Source organism: Dictyoglomus sp. DH (genome assembly GCF_055181375.1).
The window spans coordinates 802948-820183 of record NZ_CM143706.1 but is presented as its reverse complement, the minus strand read 5'-3'; the positions used below and the strand labels follow the sequence as shown (position 1 = coordinate 820183).

The following is a 17236-nucleotide window of genomic DNA, read 5'->3' as shown; positions in this document are numbered from 1 at the left end:
TTTCTTAGTATATTAGCACAAAATTTATATTCTTTGATATAATAATTCTCAAAACATTATGAAAAGAAAAAATATATTTCTTTTATTTCTCCTTATTATACTTATATTTCAAGTCTCTGCTCAACAAAAAGCAGATCCTAAAATATTATGGAGCGCCATCTTAGATGAAAATTTTAACTATGCAAAAAACTTAGAGACTGATGATTTTAATACAAACATAGCAAAAGCTTTAATTTTTTTATTAGAAGATAACTTTACAGAATCCTGGAATTACTGGAAAAAAGCACTTCAAATAAATTCTTCCTCTTATTGGCATGACATCATAGGACTTCTTGGAGAAGGTGGTTGGGAGAATTTAGGGATATTTAAAGAAATTCCCATTATCTTAAAAGATAAAAAAAACCTTTCTCCTTTCATGGAAAATTTATATTGGAAATCTTTGCTTTCTCAACAAAAGATAAAAGAAATCTATAATTATGCAAGAAGTAAAGGCTTTATTACTGATTTTCTTTTCATCGGCCCTTTTGAAAATGTAGGAAATTCTGGATTATATAAAGAATTTCCACCTGAAAAAGAGATTTTGCTAAATCAAAAGTATAAAGGAAAAAATGGCATAGAAATTAATTGGTTTAAGCCTATGGAAAAAAGTATAAATGGTTATATCAATCTTTACAACTTATTCTATCCTAATGAATGGGCTACTGCTTACGCTCTGTGTTATGTTTTTATGCCCAAAAGCCAAGAAGTATTAATTAAAATAGGTTCGCCAAATTCCTATAAATTATTTATAGACGACTCTTTTATCTATAGCATAGAAACAGAAAGACGAAACTTGTTTGACCAAGAGATTATAAAAATTTACTTACCTTTAGGTTGGCATAAATTATTAATTAAAATTTCTAATACTATGGGTCCTTTTGGATTTTATTTAGGGATCACTAATGAAAAGAATGAACCTATATCTGGAATAAAGATATCTGAGAATATTCAGAATTATATAAAAAGGAATTTGTCCTGGGTAAAAATAATCCCACAAAAAGACTTTATCAGAGAATCACCACTCTCTGAGATATTTTATGCTTTTTACGGGTATATTTTAGGTACCTATTATGGATATAGTGATGATGGAGAAGAATTTTTAGAAAGAGCAGAAAAAATAAAACCTAAATCCTCATTAATAAAGTTTTTAAAAGGCAAGCTTGAATATGAACTCGGAAACTTAGAAACTGCTAAAAAATATATGGACATTGCCTATAAGGGTAACAGAGACATAAAACTCTCTGCATATTACTTATCTCTCTACAACTTAAATTATGGAAGATATGAGGATGCCATAAAGATAATCAAAGAAAATATACACGATAATTCATTCCTTTTAAGATCTCTACTCTCAAGAATCTTCATAGTATTGTCATGGGAAAAAGAAGTTAATTCAAACATCAATGTACTACTATCTAAATATCCCACCTCTCCAGAAACATTATTTTTAATTGGAAAATATTATGAGATAAAGGAAATTAAAGATAAGGCTATAGATTATTACCAAAAAGCATTATCTATAGACACTGAAAATTGGGAGATATTTTTAACATTATACAATTTAGCGGATGAATTAAATCAAATTGATATTTTAGAAAGGTTATTAGATTTAGCCTTAGAAAAAGATCCAACAAGCACATGGGCATACTTAGAAAAGATAAGATTATACATGATTAGGGAGGACAAGGAAAAAGTATCTTCTATATTAGAAAGAGTCGAAAAAATATCCTATCAATATCCAGAAATCTATTTATATAAAGGGAAACTTTATTTAGGAGATAATGACGAAAAAGCTATAGAGCTTCTTGAAAGAACCCTTCAATTAAACCCATATTTTACAAATTTAAGAATCTATATAAACCATCTGAAAAGAGAAGAATATAATCTCCCTGATGTTTCTTCTTATTTAGAATCAAAAATTCCAGAAGAATATTTAGAATATCCAGCTGTAATCTTATTAGATCAAAAAGAAAGAACTTTTTTTAATGATGGAACTTCAAGGATGATTTATCATAAATTAATTAAAATTCTTAAAAACTCAGCAAAAGACAAATATGGCGAAATTCAAATAGACTACGATTCAAGCTTTGAGAGAGTAAGAATATTAAGGGCAAGAACAATAAAACCAACCGGTGATGAAATTGAAGTCTCAACAATACAGGATTTTCCAATACTTAGTGATTATCCTCTTTATACTGATGAAAGAAAAATTGTTCTTTCATATCCAGGAATTGAAAAAGGAGCTATCTTAGAGTGTCTATACATGGTAGAAGAATACACTGGTGGGGTATATGGTAAAAACTTTCAAGATATCTTTTTCTTTCAAAACGAGATACCTTCATTATACAGTAGATTCATATTAAAGATTCCAAAGGATTTAGAGATAAAATATACCTTTTATAATGGTAACAAAGAACCTAACATAGAAGAAGATAATAATTGGAAAACATACAAATGGGAAATGGAGAAACTTCCTGCTATAATAGAAGAACCACTTATGCCTAAAGTAATAGATCTAATACCTCAAGTATGGATAACCACATTCAAAGATTGGGAACAATTAGCAGATCTTTATTATTCCTTAGCTTACCCTCAAATTAGAGCTGATAAAGCAATTAAAGAAAAGGTTAAAGAATTAATATCAGGTTTGAAAAAAGAAGAAGATAAAATAAAAGCTATATACTATTATGTAACGTCAGAAATAAGATATGTTGGATTAGAATTTGGTATTGGAGGAATTATGCCTCACAGTGCTCCCAGCATATTTAGAGAAAAATATGGTGATTGTAAAGATAAGGCAATACTACTCATTACTATGCTTCAAGAAGCAGGAATAGAAGCGTATTATACTCTCGTAAACACCAGATATTCCATATCCTTTAAGAAAGAAATACCTGCTTTTCAGTTTGATCATGCTATAGTAGCTGTACCTCTAAATAATAATTTTATTTTCCTTGATGGAACAGCTGAAAATACACCTTTTGGAGAGATACCATATATGGATCAAGGAGTGGATATTATGATCATAAAAGACAAAGAACCAATATTTACAAAAATTCCCATGAGCAAACCTGAAGAAAACACAAAAGATTTTAAGACAGAAATTATTTTTGAAAATGGTAATGCCATAATGAAAACCACATTATCTTTTAAAGGTTATTTTGCAAATTATTTTCGTCTGTTATTAGATGGTCTATCTTATGAAGAAAAGGAAAACCTTATATCACATATTATAAACAATACTTATCCAGGCTCCCATATTACTTCTTGGAATATCGAAAATCTATATAATTTAGAAGCCCCTCTAAGGATAAATGTCCAATATTATAATAGTCAGCTTCTTAAAAATAAAAAATATACATATATATATTCCCCATTTATTACAAAAATAGAGAAGGCTGAAGAAATATCAAAAGAAGAAAGAATATATCCCATTGAATATTACCTTCCATATGAGGAAAAAGAATTAATAACCATTAATTTGTCCTCTATTAATAACATCTTTGAAAATATATTGGAAAACGTAAACATAGAAAATCCTTGGATAACCTATACGAGAAAATGTTATTGGGAAGGAAAGAATATTATAATTGAAAGAAACTTCAAACTAAAAGAGATATTTATCCCCACTGAGAATTATAAAGAATATAAGAAAACAATCGAGGAAATTATAGACAGAGATAACGAAATACTAATATTAAGATAAAAATTTCATTTTACAAATCTAACCTCTATGTTTCTTACCTCTGGTATCTTCCTTAGATTTTCCTCTATTTCTTGTTTTATATGACTCTTGAAAGAATCATCATCAGACAATAATAGTTCTATTATTATATCTCCTTCCTCAGTAATTTTTAAATAATTAATTAACTTTAGACTAATAAGATCCATGGACATAGCTGGATAAACAACCTTAGAAAGGATATCAATAACTTCTTTTTCACTTAAAACCGAACTATTATTTTCTCCCAAATAATTTTTTATTGCCGACTTTAATCCATCTATTGCCAAAACAGAACAATGCATTTTTACCGGAGGTAACCCACCAAGGGCTTCAGCAACATCTTTCCAAGTAATTTTTAATGCTTCTTCAATTGTTTTTCCTTTTACCATTTCTGTCATCATAGATCCTGTAGCAATATTTGAGGCACATCCAAAAGATTGAAATTTTATATCTGTGATAATACTAGTCTCTTTATCCACTTTAATATATACCGCTATCTGATCTCCACAAGCAGGACTCCCCTCTATAGCAAACCCATCTGGGTTTTCTATAACTCCTACATTTCTCGGATTTCTAAAATGCTCCAAAACAATTTCAGAATACTTTAAAGTCATTATACACCTCCTCCTTTTCATACTATTTTAGTATGTTTTAGGTAGATTTTACAACATAATTTTTCATATTGCAAGAACCATTAAACATAGCTTTGACAATAATTATTATATAATTTATACTATTCCAGTATATTTTTAAGGAGGTAAATTACCATGGAAAAAGAAGTATATTTAGACTATGCAGCCACAACTCCTATAAGACCTGAAGTCTTTCAAGCTATGGAACCATTCCTTACAAAAGAATTTGGAAACCCATCCAGCATTCATCATTTCGGAAGACAAGCAAAAATTGCAATAGAAGAAGCAAGAGAAAAAATTGCCAAAGCTTTAGGAGCAAAAAACGAGGAGATTATATTTACCTCTGGAGGGACAGAATCCAACAATACGGCTCTAAAAGGAGTAGCATATGCCCTTTCTGATAAAGGAAAACATATAATTACATCCTCAATAGAACATCATGCCATATTAGAACCATGTCATTTCTTAGAGAAACTTGGATTTGAGATAACCTATTTACCAGTTGATAAAGAAGGATTCATTGATCCAGATTCATTAAGAAAGGCAATAAGAAAAGATACCATATTAATTTCCATAATGCATGCTAATAATGAAATCGGTACCATTCAACCAATAGAAGAACTTACAAAAATTGCTAAAGAGTATGAAATATATTTTCATACTGATGCTGTACAAACAGTTGGTCATATACCTGTAAATGTAGATAAATTAGGAGTTGATCTATTATCCATCTCTGCCCATAAATTTTATGGCCCCAAAGGGGTTGGAGCATTATATATAAGAAAAGGGACAAAAATACATCCTCTTATTCATGGTGGAGAGCAAGAACAGAGAAAAAGAGCAGGTACTGAAAATGTAGCAGGTATTGTAGGAATGGGTAAAGCTATTGAAATCTCAATTTTAGAACTTGATAAAGAGAAGGAAAGATTAATTAATCTTAGAGACTATTTTATAAAAGAGGTAGAAAAACGAATAGAAGATGTCTATCTTAATGGACCAAGAGAAAAAAGGCTACCTAATAATATAAATTTTAGTTTTGCCTATATAGAAGGTGAATCCATACTCCTTAATTTAGATTTAGAAGGAATAGCTGTATCTACAGGTTCTGCTTGTAGCTCTTCCTCTCTTGAACCCTCTCATGTCCTTTCAGCAATAGGCCTTCCAATAGAACTTACTCATAGCGCAGTAAGGTTTACTTTAGGATACTATACTACAAAAGAAGATTTAGACTATACCTTAGAAGTATTAGAAAAAACTGTAAAAAGATTGAGAGATATATCACCATATAAACAAGGATGGAAAATCAAATAGTAATTTATTTTTATGATAAAATAATAAAGAATCTTCAAGCTTATAAGGAGAAACAATGGAAAATAGAATAAAAGCTCGATTAAGAAAACATGATTTCGTTATTAAAATGATAGAAGAATTTCTTATAGAAGATATTAAAAAGCTTGCTGAAATAATTGTAGACGGATATAGAAGAGGTAATAAAGTTATATTATTTGGAAATGGTGGAAGTGCTGCAGATGCTCAACATATTACTGCAGAACTTGTAGGAAGATTTCTAAAAGAAAGGCGCGGTATTCCAGCTATCTCATTAACCACAAATACTTCTAATCTTACATCTATATCTAATGATTATGGCTTTGAAGAGGTATATGCAAGACAAATAGAATCAATAATGAATGAAGGAGATATTGTTATAGGAATAACAACATCTGGTGAATCACCTAATATTTTAAGAGGATTAGAAAAGGCAAGAGAACTTGGAGGATATACAGTTGCTTTAACTGGGAAGAATGGAGGGAAAGTCACCGATTTAGCCCACCTTTCTATAATTGTACCTTTCCATATGACCCCTCATATTCAAGAAGCCCATATAACTATTGGTCATATTCTATGTGACCTTATAGAAGAAGCCTTATTTCCATCAAAAAGAGTTGCTTGTTTCTTAGATAGAGATGGAACAATTAATATAGACAAGGGTTATGTCCATAAGATAGAAGATTTGGAACTTATTCCTGGAGTTATAGAAGCTTTAAAACTTTTACAAAAAAAGTACCTTTTAATAGTTGTTACCAATCAATCAGGAGTTGAAAGAGGCTACTATACGAAAGAAGATGTAGAAAAGTTTCATAGATATCTATATTACATCCTTTCTAAGGAAGGAGTATATATAGATGATTTTTATTATTGTCCCTATTTGGAAGGAGACTGTAGAAAACCAAATCCAGGTATGCTGTTAGAAGCAGCAAAAGATTGGAATATAGATCTCAAAAATTCTTATATGATTGGGGATAAAACAAGTGATATTGAAGCTGGTAAAAATGCAGGCTGTAAAACCATAATTATAGGAAAAGAGGATATAACCGCTAACTACTTTGCTAAAAACTTGATGGAGGCTGCAAAATGGATCTTAAATCAAGGCTTATAGAAATTATTAAATCATGGAAAGGGAAAAAAATAGCAGTCATTGGAGATGTAATGTTAGATGAATACATAATAGGAAAAATTGAGAGAATTTCACCAGAAGCTCCCGTTCCCATATTAGAAGTTGAAGAAGAAAGACATGTATTAGGAGGAGCAGCAAATGTAGCAAACAATATCAAAGCTTTAAGTGGAGAACCTGTTCTTTTTGGGGTTATTGGAGAAGATCACGGAGGAGAAAAAATTATAAACCTTCTCTCTAATAAAAATATAAAACACATATTAATTACAGATAAAGAAAGACCTACTACACTAAAAACGAGACTTATAGCTTTAAATCAACAAATAGTAAGAATGGACCGAGAGAAAAAATACCCAATAAATAATTATATACAGGAAAAACTCATATCAGAGTTTAAAAAACATATAAATGAAGTAGATCTTATAATCCTATCCGATTATGCAAAGGGGGTCTTAACCCCAGAGACAACCCAAAAAATAATAAATATAGCCAAAGCTAATAATAAAGAGGCAATTGTAGACCCTAAAGGAAAAGATTTTTCTAAATATGAAAATGCCACACTTATCACTCCAAATGAGAAAGAAGCAAAAATCGCTACAAATATGGAGGAAGAATGGGATTTAATTAAAGGTGCTCAAAAACTTATGGAGATAATTAAAGGAAAAGGAATAGTTATAACAAGAGGAGAAAAAGGTATCTTTCTTTTAGAGAATGATAAATTTTTTGAAATTCCTGCCTTAAAATCTGAAGTAAGAGATGTAACAGGTGCTGGAGATACTGTTATATCTGCCCTATCATTAAGTTTGTCCACAGGTACTGATATCCTTTCTGCATGTATAATTGCTAATTTTGCCGCAGGCTGTGTAGTGAGGAAATTTGGTACAAGCACTCTATCAACTGATGAACTAATTGCAATAATACCTGAAAAAATAGAAATAAAGAATAACCATGTTATCTTCTGATAGAAAAATCAAAAAAATTGAAGAACTAAAAGATGTCATCGATATTCACAAAAAAAAAGGGAAAATAATAGTCTTTACTAATGGTTGTTTTGAAATTTTACATCCTGGTCACATAAAACTTTTAGAAGAGGCCAAAAATTATGGTGATATTCTCGTAGTGGGTATAAATAGTGATGAGTCTGTTAAAAGAATAAAAGGAGAAAAGAAGTTAATATTTGATGAAAAAAGTAGATTAAAAATCATCTCAGCATTAGAATGTGTTGATTATGTGACTCTTTTCAATGAAAATACCCCAGAAAATTTAATAGAAATTATAAAGCCTCATATACATGTAAAAGGAGGAGACTATAAAGAAGAAGATTTACCTGAAGCAAAAATTGTTAAAGAATACGGAGGAAGAATAATAATTCTACCTTTATTAGAAGGTTTCTCTACCACCCAAATAATCCAAAAAATTCTAACTCTCTATAAGAATCATTAATTTTTCCCATACTAAATCGACTGTAATATCCATACAAGATAAATTATCACAAACTTTATTTCTCTTATCCCATAGGCATGGTTCACAAGGAAGATCTATTTTACCTATTTGAAATTTTGGATCATCTGGAACAATCTCTTTAGGATTAGTAGGTCCAAATAGGGCGACTAAAGGTTTCTTCAATGCTACACCTAAGTGTAGAGGAGCCGAATCCAAACATATCATAGCCTTACTAAAATGTATCCACCCTATAAATTCATCCAAACCATCAGGTAATATAAACAATCCATCTTTTATTAATTTTTTTAACTCTTCTATTGTCTCTTCTTCATCTGGACCATAAACAATTATATACGGAAGTCCTTTTTGATTTAATTTTTCAATCAATTCTTTCCATTTTTCAGAAGCCCACCTTCTATCTATACCTCTTCTAATACTCATCTTACTAATTCCAGGATGTATTAATATATAAGAGAAAGGTTCTAAAGAATACTTTATGAGTTTATTTTTTACTCTATCTTTTATACTCTCTGGTATATCTATCTCCGGTAGCGAGAATTCTAAATTCTCATCTAATACTTTTAAAAGCCTAAAATGAACCTTTCCCATATACTCATTTCTTACAGATGAAGCCTTATGGGTATATAAAAAGCTTAAAGGATTTTCCACATAACCTACCCTAATGGGAGCTCCTATAAAATACATAAAGATAGGAATAAAAGGAGACTTTCCTGTAGATACACTCAAATCATAAGATTCTCTTCTTAATTTTGCCATAAGATATAATGTTGTGGAAAAAGAAAGTTTTTCTTTTGGATTGAATTCTTCTACATCTATTCCAAGAATATCAAATATTTTTCTCCCTCTTCTCTCAGTTATAATCTTCAGAGTTTTAGGAGTATATCTCTGAATAACCCCTTTAACCACTGGAAGGAATAAAATTTGATCTCCTAAACCTCCTAAATTAAATAAAAGCACCTTTTTTATTTTTCCATCATATTCAAAAAGATTTAAGAGAATAGCTACAGAAAACCAAAACATTATTTGAGGGTAAGGCCTATACCATATAGTATCTACAATTCCATGAAAAAGAGGAGCAGTAATAGATGAAATAGCTGATATACCCAATACTTTATGTTTCAGATCCCATGTAGAATATTTTATGAAAAATCTCCTATAAAGATAATAGATCATAAGAAGAAAAACAATAAGGGCTAATATACCACCTTCTATTCCAATTTCTAAAAATAAGTTATAAGAAGCAAGGGCAGTAAATTTAGGCTCCATATAGAAAGCATACACTCTTCTAAAAACGTCATTACCTAAACCTATACCAGTCCAAAAGAAATCCTTAAAAATCTTAAAAGAACGTTCCCAAATTACAATTCTGGTCGCATTAGAAGAGTGTCCCCAAAGGGTAAAAGCAGAGAGAATTCTTTTTTGAAAATAAGAGGACTGGGAGAAAATTCCTACACTAGCCAGTATTACAACAAACAAAAACATCAATAAAATTTTCCTTATATTTCTATTTGCTACCATATAAATTATCTTTAATATCATTATAAAATACAAAGCCATAGATACCAAAAAACCCAAGTATGCTCCTCTTGAATATGTCCAAATAATAGAAAGAAAAGTTAAAATAGCAGTAATTACAGAAATACTCTTTAAGCTAAATATATAAATTGTAGATAATATAAAAGGCATAACTCCTATTAAATAACCACCTAAGAGATTAGGGTTTAGGAGAGTACCATAAACTCTTGTCACTTTCTCTCCCACAAACTCCACATCTTCCCATCCAGCTAATGGTGGGACTTTAATTATCCACTGATAAAGACAATATAAAGAAAGGAAGAACGTAGAAAGAAGAATAGAAAAGAAAGCTCTCTTTATTTTCTCATCATCTTTAAAAACATCTTTAAAGACTAAGAATATGGCAAAATAAACTAAAAACTTTAAATACCCATTAATGGCTGGTATAAGATAAGGAGAAAAGAAAGTTGCAACAAGATTTATAAGAAGAAAAATCACATATATAATAACAAAGGAATTTAAACTTTCAAAAAATTTTTTATCCTTTGAAAGAAAAGTATCAAGAAACCATAAGAAGAAAGCAATAAATATTCCTATAGCAATTTTTCCAGATGATAAAAAAGGAATAAGAAAGAGAAAAAGATATAGATAATATTCAAGAACAAAAGAGATAAGGGGGAAAGAAAAAGATTCAGAGATAACTTTATCAGTTATATCCTTTATAAATAATTCTGCTTTATTTAATATATAAAAAAGAAAACTTTTTCTCCAAATATCTAAAAACCTCTCCATATTAATACCTTATTGCCGATACAACTCCCGAAATATCAGCCTTAAAACTCTCCACATTTATACTCATACCAACCTTTACTTTAACCCCAAGAATAACACTATCTTCTGTTACATAACCTTTAGTAGTAAAAGTAATAAGCATATCCACATTAAATGGATTATTCACATCATCTATAAAAGTATATGTGTCATTAAAATTAGGTACCAACATTTTTTTCTCATATATTTTTACATCTTTAACTGTTACCCATGCAAATGGTTGATTCTTTATTCTTATAAAGGCTTTCTCACCTGGTTTAATTACAGATTTATCATTAAGAGGTAAATTTCTAACAATCATGTCAATTTCTATATCCTTTTCCTCCCCCTTCACTCTTGCAAGAGGAGTCCTACCTTCTTTCACTAAAAAAAAGCCTAATATGGCTAAAAATATGACCAAAACCACAAAAAGATCAAAAATATTTATTCTCTTCATAATTTCTACCTCTCCATCTACATAAGTTTATAACTAAAAGATTATACATCACAAATAAAAAAAAGAAAATGATCTTTAAAAAATTCTTAACATATGCTATAATTTTACTAACACGAGTTAAGTAGGGAGGTGAAAGACTTTAAAAGACAAACCTTCTGTAATTTATGGATTTTAAAAAACATATTTTAAGGGGGTATTAAAAAATGAAGAAGCTTCTAATTTTAAGCTTGATTCTTTTATTAGTTTTCACCTTATCTAAAGGAGCAGTTCCTGGCAAAATAACTATCTGGACGTCAGAAGCACAAGTTAAAGGATTAAGAGAAGCTGTTAAACCTTTTGTACAAAAATATGGTATTCAGGTAGAAGTAAATGAGGTAAGTTTTGGAGATATTAAACCCAAATTCATAACTGCTGCACCTACAGGAGAGGGTCCAGACATCATTGTTGGGGCTCATGATTGGGTTGGAGAATTAGTAGTAAATGGCCTTCTTCTTCCAATAGATTTCTTACCACAAAAAGTACTCGATGAATTTACACCTGTCACTTTAAAAGCCATGTCCTATAGGGGAAAATTATATGGAATCCCCTACTCCATGGAAGCAGTAGCCTTAATTTATAATAAAGATTTAGTTCCAAATCCTCCAACTACCTATGAATCCTTAGTTAGGGTGTCTAAAAGTTTAACAAAAGGTGGAATTTATGGATTCCTATATGACTATAATAACTTCTATTTTAGTTTTCCTTTCTTCTCAGCTCTTGGAGGATATGTCTTTAAAGAAACTCCAAATGGATTAGATCCATTGGACATAGGACTTGCAAATGAAGGAGCAATTAAAGGAATCGAAAAATTAGTCAATCTCTTTAAAGAGGGCATCTTAAAACAAGGAGTAGATTACCAAACAACTACCAGTTTATTCTCAGAAGGTAAATTAGGAATGATGATAAATGGTCCATGGGAAATAGATAATATCAAAAAAGCAAAAATAAACTATGGGGTAGCCAAACTACCTAAGATTGATGGAAAACCAATGAGGCCTTTTGTAGGAGTTCAAGGCTTTATGTTAAATTCCAGATCACCCAATCTAGCTATATTAAAAACCTTTACAATTGAAGTATTAGCCTCTAAAGAATTAGAATTAAAACTCTTTGAGACAGATCCCAGAATATTGGCAAGGAAAGACGCTTATAGAGTAGTATCATCAAATCCAGACATAAAAGCCTTTGGAGCAAGTGCTGCTGATGGAATTCCTATGCCTAATATACCAGAAATGGGGCCTGTATGGAGCTACATGGGTGACGCTCTCACTTTGATAACCTCAGGCAAAAAAGCTCCTGATGTAGCCTTAAAAGAGGCAGTTGCACAGATAAAAGATGCCATACAAAAAGCAAGAAAGTAATAATACACCAAAGGAGGGAGAAATATTTTCTCCCTCCTTCTTTACAGGAGGTAACTCGAAATGAATCTTTATAAGACAATCTATCATATTTTATACTCTATAGTAATAGCTGTAATAGGGATATTTTTTAGTTATATTATAGGAAATGTAGCAGGACTTATATGGGGTTTAATCTTTTTCATGGTTACTTTCTTCTTTTCTTTACTTGTTTTACATCCTAAAACCTATCCATGGAGATATATAGTACCTGCCTTTCTTTTAATGTTCATATTTATGATTTATCCAATTATTTATACCATCCAGATAGCTTTTACAAATTATGGTACTGGACACATACTCACTAAATCTCAAGTGATTGAACAATTAGAAAAGGAGACGTTTTTACCTCAAAACACTCAAAATTATGAATATGCAATATATGAAAATGAAAATAAGATTAAAATCCTATTAAAAGATTTTTTAGGGAATATATACAAGATAGAGAATAAAAAGCTTATATTAATAGCAAAAGAAAATTACCCCCCAGAATTTGAAGGATATAAAATAGTCTCTCAAGAGGGAAAATTCTCCAAAATTTCCTCACTACAAAATCTGAAATTTGAATTGGAAGACAACTCTTTTCTACAGCTTTCAGACCTTAACCATTTCTCGTTATATAAACAAAGATATGTTTATATTCCAGAGGAAGATGTAATAATAGATAAACTCACTAATGAAAAATTATTTCCAAAGGATGGATTCTTTACAAGACCAAATGGTGAAAAGATAATTCCTGGATTTGTTGAGTTTGTAGGTACAGAAAATTTTGTAAGATTAATAAAGGATGATAGAGTATCTAAGCCCTTCCTTAGAGTGTTTCTATGGACCATTTTTTGGGCAGCAGGAACAACTCTCTTAAACTTTACAGTAGGATTATTTTTAGCATTGCTTATGAATGATAAAAATTTAAAATTTAAAGGTATTTATAGAACACTACTTATAGTCCCTTGGGCTATCCCTGCATTTATATCTCTACTTATATGGGTAGGATTACTTAATACAGAAGTAGGAGTAGTGAATAGAATCTTGTTTTCCTTTTTTGGAGTTAAGATACCATGGTTCTTAGAAACTACATGGGCAAGAGTAGCATTGTTTGTGGTAAATTTATGGCTTGGATATCCATATGCTATGACAGTTTGCTTAGGTGCTTTACAAAGTATCCCAGAGGAGCTCTATGAAGCAGCAAAAGTTGATGGAGCAAGCTATTTTCAACAATTAAGAAGTATAACATTACCTCTTCTCCTAACAGCTATTGGTCCTCTTTTAGTTGGAACTTTTGCTTTTAATTTTAACAATTTTAACGTAATATATTTACTTACATCGGGTAAACCTCCTATGTCTGATATCTCCACAGTAGCTGGTACTACTGACATCCTAATTTCTTATACATATAAACTTGCCTTTGAAGGTGGTAGAGGTCAAGACTATGGCTTAGCAGCCACTATATCAATTATCGTATTTATCATAATAGCTTTAATAAGTATATTTAACTTTTGGATTTCTGGTATGTTTAAACGTGAGGTGAGATACGAATGAGAAAAAACAAAATCATACTCCAAATTCCCAAGCATATAATCATTTGGATATTTTTAGTATTCACTTTCTTTCCAGTAGCTTGGACTATCTCTGCATCCATTAGGGCTGGAGGTGGCTTGGTAGGGCAAAAACTTATCCCCGATAATATTACTATAGAACATTATTCAAACCTAAAAGATATTGGCTTTTTTAATTGGATAAAAAATTCCCTTATAGTATCTATAACTACAGCTATACTTACAGTATTTTTTGTTTCCCTTGCTGCCTATGCTTTTTCAAAATTTGAGTTTTGGGGTAAAAAATATTCTCTTCTCACCTTATTGATACTTCAAATGTTTCCTGCTATTATGGGAATGGTTGCTGTCTACTTGCTACTTTATCATTTAGGGAAATATCTACCATTTTTAGGTCTTAATACTCTCTCTGGATTGATAATGATATATTTAGGTGGAGGAATACCATATAATATATGGCTTATGAAAGGATTTTTTGATAGTATTCCAGATTCTCTTGAAGAATCTGCATTAATAGATGGTGCCACAAGATTTCAAGCCTATTACAAGATAATTTTACCTCTTTCTACACCTATTTTGTCAGTTGTAGCTATAACCTCCTTTATTGGAACATATTCTGATTTCCTTTTAGCAAGTATTGTATTAAAGGATCCATCCAAATATACTTTTGCTGTTGGCTTAAGAAATTTTATATCAGGAATGTATGATGTAAGATGGGGGGATTTTGCTGCAGCATCGATAGTTGGAGCATTACCTATTGTCATTATGTTTTTAGCTCTTCAAAACTTGATTGTATCTGGTTTAACTCGTGGGGCTGTTAAGGAGTAAGGTGGGTTTACCTACCTTACTCTCCCCAATAATGATATAATAAACAGAAAACAAATTTCTTGGGGGTGTATATGAAAAAAGCTATAATAATTTTAGTCTTATTTATTATCCCTCTTTTCTCAATAATAATAGCTGAAGATATATCCTTAACCATACAAGGAAAAGAAATAAAAGGAGAAAATATAGATGGATTAATCTTTTATATATCCAAAATTGACAAATTAGAAGCTTTACCTTTTGATTCTTCTAATATAAAGCCAGAGAAAAACCATGTCTTTTATATCTTTGAAATATATGTGCTAAACAAAACAAATAAAGAATTATTAATAAAACACGATAATTTTCGTCTTATAAATGATGATGGAATTGAAATTCCTATTAGTACATTAGGAGCTATTTATTATGGTTTAAGGGGGCAAGAAGTATTTTTCATGAGGTATATAAAACCTAACGAGATGAAATCTGGTCTCCTCATATTTGAATTAAATAAAAACAATACACCTTATAAGTTAAAAATCTTAGACATTCCTAATAAGGGAAAAAACTATACTATCTCCTTGAAGATTTAGCTCTATATAAGTCAGGTACGTACTTTTAGTATCTATTAAAATCTTTCCCATATCTCTAAAGGGAAGAAGATCTTGGAGGCTACCTTCAGGCAATATAAAATCAAAGCCATCCAATATATCTTTATGCTTAAAAATATCTAAAATCATATTTATAATCCTTTTATCTTCTACCTTTATAACTCCATATTTATACTTTAAGGCAAACTGCAAATCTTTCATTTCTTTTCCACAGTATATGCATTTAAACTTATAGTTATCTAAAATTACTTGATATGAAGCCTTTCCACAGAAAAAACATATAACTCTATCCTCTTCGTCTATCATATTTATAAAAGATGGTTTCTCTTTAATTTTCTTTTCACTAAATGACCTTCTCAAAAACCAGAAATCTTGTTTTTTATACTGCAAAAACCTATCTCTTACATAAATATCAGACAAATTTCCTTTTATAACTTCTTCTTCAAGTTTATATACTTCTGAGATCTTCTTCAAAAATTTTTCTCTATATGCTTTGGCAATTAAGGAAGCTACTCTCACTTCTATAAACTTATTTTCTGAATCAGAAATAGTAATAACTTCAGCCCCCTTTTCTTTAACATGCTGTAAATATTTATTAAGAATATTACCTATACCATAATCATCAATTACAATCCTTAAGTCTTCAAAAGGTACATTATAAATAAGATTTTTCAATAGTTTCTCATATCCCAAATCCATCAACATATTTATATTAAATCTATCTATTTCCCTTGGCATTATAAGATCAATCTTATATTTTAGATCTTCTATTGAATTCAGAGAAAAAAGCAATTTTTCCCAATATTCATAATTATGTTTTTTCTTGGTATCAGAAGTACTAAATTCTAAAGAAATATTTTTCAGAATCTCCTTAGGTACCATTACTCCTGCAAGTACAAGTGGCCCAAAAGGCTCCCCTTTTCCCGTCTCATCAAATCCCAACAAATAATTCTTTAAATTATCACTTTCACTCTTTATTATGGAATCTATTAATTCCCAAATTCTCCATATCTCATTAGAAGGAGTGCTGTAAAGCTTATTAGATGAATAGTATATAAATATACTATTTCCTAATCTTATCCTCCAAATCTCATAAATACTTTTAGGATTTTCCTCTATTCCCCCTCTTTTTATGAGCTCTTCCTTTATTTTTTCTGCCTTTTCTCTGGTTACAACCCATGTACTTCCATACACCTTTAATCTTCCTCTATTACAGGAATTCTCTTTATATTAGGATCTGTAAATATATCATATTCATCAGAATTTCTTGTAGAAAATTCTGAAACAATAGCTCCTTCATCTCCTGCCTGAAACCAATGAGGGGTATTAGGATATAAAGTATATTGTTCCCCAGGATTTAACTCAATCTCATGCCAAACTGTAAAATATCTTTTCTTATCTTCTGGAATAATAGCCTTTGGATTTCTTGTTGGTTCTCCAGGAACATAAAGATAAACTTTTCCCCATCTACATCTAAAAGTCTCTTCTTTACCTAAATCTCCATTAAATGGGGGATGTCTATGTTCGGGACATGTTTGGCGAGGAAACAAAATAAGTTCTTTTGCACAAACCCTCTCAGTACTCACATATGTAAGTATTTGAAGTCCAAAAACAGACAACATTCCTAAACCAAAATCAGCCACTTCAATCTTCCTCTTTTCTTCCTCCGTAATTACTATATGGGCTTTTTCCAAAAAAGAAATGGCTTTCTCTCTTGCCTTATCATATTCACTTCTTTTCAT

14 protein-coding genes are annotated in these 17236 nt (G+C 30.4%); 9 read left to right on the top strand and 5 right to left on the bottom strand.

Going from position 1 to position 17236, the window contains the following annotated elements:
• The first annotated feature begins 58 nt into the window (after positions 1–58).
• Positions 59–3745 carry a DUF3857 domain-containing protein gene (locus tag ACY3JJ_RS03870; RefSeq protein ID WP_463092472.1) on the top strand — a complete coding sequence of 1229 codons (3687 nt, stop codon included), beginning with the start codon at positions 59–61 and terminating at the stop codon, positions 3743–3745.
• A gap of 5 nt (positions 3746–3750) precedes the next feature.
• On the opposite strand, the gene ACY3JJ_RS03865 is transcribed toward ACY3JJ_RS03870, so the two are convergent.
• Complete coding sequence (locus ACY3JJ_RS03865) at positions 3751–4377, bottom strand: iron-sulfur cluster assembly scaffold protein (RefSeq protein ID WP_463092471.1); 627 nt, start codon at positions 4375–4377, stop codon at positions 3751–3753.
• A 153-nt stretch (positions 4378–4530) separates the two neighbouring features.
• Between ACY3JJ_RS03865 and nifS the strand changes: the two genes are divergently transcribed.
• From nifS to rfaE2, 4 genes are read left to right on the top strand one after another with little or no spacing between them, the layout of a single operon-like run.
• Positions 4531–5706, top strand: a complete 1176-nt coding sequence (gene nifS, locus ACY3JJ_RS03860) for a cysteine desulfurase NifS (protein ID WP_463092470.1) — start codon at positions 4531–4533, stop codon at positions 5704–5706.
• Positions 5707–5761: 55 nt separating this feature from the next.
• A complete protein-coding gene (gene gmhB / locus ACY3JJ_RS03855; protein WP_463092469.1) occupies positions 5762–6832 on the top strand; it encodes a D-glycero-beta-D-manno-heptose 1,7-bisphosphate 7-phosphatase in 1071 nt (356 codons plus the stop codon).
• Positions 6808–7809: a D-glycero-beta-D-manno-heptose-7-phosphate kinase gene (gene rfaE1 / locus ACY3JJ_RS03850; protein WP_463092468.1), complete on the top strand. Its 1002-nt coding sequence runs from the start codon at positions 6808–6810 to the stop codon at positions 7807–7809. Before gmhB ends, rfaE1 begins: the two co-directional genes overlap by 25 nt.
• Positions 7796–8290 carry a D-glycero-beta-D-manno-heptose 1-phosphate adenylyltransferase gene (gene rfaE2, locus ACY3JJ_RS03845; protein ID WP_463092467.1) on the top strand — a complete coding sequence of 165 codons (495 nt, stop codon included), beginning with the start codon at positions 7796–7798 and terminating at the stop codon, positions 8288–8290. The genes rfaE1 and rfaE2 overlap by 14 nt, the downstream gene beginning before the upstream one ends.
• On the opposite strand, the gene ACY3JJ_RS03840 is transcribed toward rfaE2, so the two are convergent.
• Together ACY3JJ_RS03840 and ACY3JJ_RS03835 are read right to left on the bottom strand one after the other, a co-directional pair.
• Positions 8267–10618, bottom strand: a complete 2352-nt coding sequence (locus ACY3JJ_RS03840; RefSeq protein WP_463092466.1) for a glycosyltransferase family 9 protein — start codon at positions 10616–10618, stop codon at positions 8267–8269. The genes rfaE2 and ACY3JJ_RS03840 overlap by 24 nt on opposite strands.
• A 1-nt stretch (position 10619) precedes the next feature.
• The gene (locus ACY3JJ_RS03835) at positions 10620–11096 is read right to left on the bottom strand and encodes a DUF4330 domain-containing protein (RefSeq protein WP_463083645.1); all 477 of its coding nucleotides are present in this window, start codon (positions 11094–11096) and stop codon (positions 10620–10622) included.
• Positions 11097–11296: 200 nt separating this feature from the next.
• Here ACY3JJ_RS03835 and malE point away from each other — a divergent pair, with 200 nt between their 5' ends.
• The 4 genes from malE to ACY3JJ_RS03815 all read left to right on the top strand — a co-directional run bounded on the left by malE (position 11297) and on the right by ACY3JJ_RS03815 (position 15476).
• A complete protein-coding gene (gene malE / locus ACY3JJ_RS03830; RefSeq protein ID WP_463092465.1) occupies positions 11297–12490 on the top strand; it encodes a maltose/maltodextrin ABC transporter substrate-binding protein MalE in 1194 nt (397 codons plus the stop codon).
• 60 nt (positions 12491–12550) lie between these two features.
• The gene (malF, locus tag ACY3JJ_RS03825) at positions 12551–14065 is read left to right on the top strand and encodes a maltose ABC transporter permease MalF (protein WP_463092464.1); all 1515 of its coding nucleotides are present in this window, start codon (positions 12551–12553) and stop codon (positions 14063–14065) included.
• Positions 14062–14907: a sugar ABC transporter permease gene (locus tag ACY3JJ_RS03820; protein WP_463092463.1), complete on the top strand. Its 846-nt coding sequence runs from the start codon at positions 14062–14064 to the stop codon at positions 14905–14907. Before malF ends, ACY3JJ_RS03820 begins: the two co-directional genes overlap by 4 nt.
• Before the next feature lie 71 nt (positions 14908–14978).
• Entirely contained in the window at positions 14979–15476 is a 498-nt protein-coding gene (locus tag ACY3JJ_RS03815; RefSeq protein ID WP_463092462.1) for a DUF4352 domain-containing protein, read from the top strand.
• Here ACY3JJ_RS03815 and ACY3JJ_RS03810 read toward each other — a convergent pair.
• Both ACY3JJ_RS03810 and ACY3JJ_RS03805 read right to left on the bottom strand, forming a co-directional pair.
• Positions 15426–16688 carry a ribonuclease HII gene (locus ACY3JJ_RS03810; protein WP_463092461.1) on the bottom strand — a complete coding sequence of 421 codons (1263 nt, stop codon included), beginning with the start codon at positions 16686–16688 and terminating at the stop codon, positions 15426–15428. The two genes, ACY3JJ_RS03815 and ACY3JJ_RS03810, sit on opposite strands and share 51 nt — an antisense overlap.
• Before the next feature lie 2 nt (positions 16689–16690).
• Complete coding sequence (locus ACY3JJ_RS03805; RefSeq protein ID WP_463092460.1) at positions 16691–17236, bottom strand: D-lyxose/D-mannose family sugar isomerase; 546 nt, start codon at positions 17234–17236, stop codon at positions 16691–16693.

What these genes read in the sequence shown, in the direction of transcription:
- ACY3JJ_RS03815 (WP_463092462.1), top strand. Translation starts at nt 14,979, where the DNA reads ATGAAAAAAGCTATAATAATTTTAGTCTTATTTATTATCCCTCTTTTC.
- ACY3JJ_RS03870 (WP_463092472.1), top strand. Translation starts at nt 59, where the DNA reads ATGAAAAGAAAAAATATATTTCTTTTATTTCTCCTTATTATACTTATA.
- rfaE1 (WP_463092468.1), top strand. Translation starts at nt 6,808, where the DNA reads ATGGATCTTAAATCAAGGCTTATAGAAATTATTAAATCATGGAAAGGG.
- gmhB (WP_463092469.1), top strand. Translation starts at nt 5,762, where the DNA reads ATGGAAAATAGAATAAAAGCTCGATTAAGAAAACATGATTTCGTTATT.
- malE (WP_463092465.1), top strand. Translation starts at nt 11,297, where the DNA reads ATGAAGAAGCTTCTAATTTTAAGCTTGATTCTTTTATTAGTTTTCACC.
- ACY3JJ_RS03840 (WP_463092466.1), bottom strand. Translation starts at nt 10,618, where the DNA reads ATGGAGAGGTTTTTAGATATTTGGAGAAAAAGTTTTCTTTTTTATATA.
- nifS (WP_463092470.1), top strand. Translation starts at nt 4,531, where the DNA reads ATGGAAAAAGAAGTATATTTAGACTATGCAGCCACAACTCCTATAAGA.
- ACY3JJ_RS03865 (WP_463092471.1), bottom strand. Translation starts at nt 4,377, where the DNA reads ATGACTTTAAAGTATTCTGAAATTGTTTTGGAGCATTTTAGAAATCCG.
- rfaE2 (WP_463092467.1), top strand. Translation starts at nt 7,796, where the DNA reads ATGTTATCTTCTGATAGAAAAATCAAAAAAATTGAAGAACTAAAAGAT.
- ACY3JJ_RS03805 (WP_463092460.1), bottom strand. Translation starts at nt 17,236, where the DNA reads ATGAAAAGAAGTGAATATGATAAGGCAAGAGAGAAAGCCATTTCTTTT.
- ACY3JJ_RS03820 (WP_463092463.1), top strand. Translation starts at nt 14,062, where the DNA reads ATGAGAAAAAACAAAATCATACTCCAAATTCCCAAGCATATAATCATT.
- malF (WP_463092464.1), top strand. Translation starts at nt 12,551, where the DNA reads ATGAATCTTTATAAGACAATCTATCATATTTTATACTCTATAGTAATA.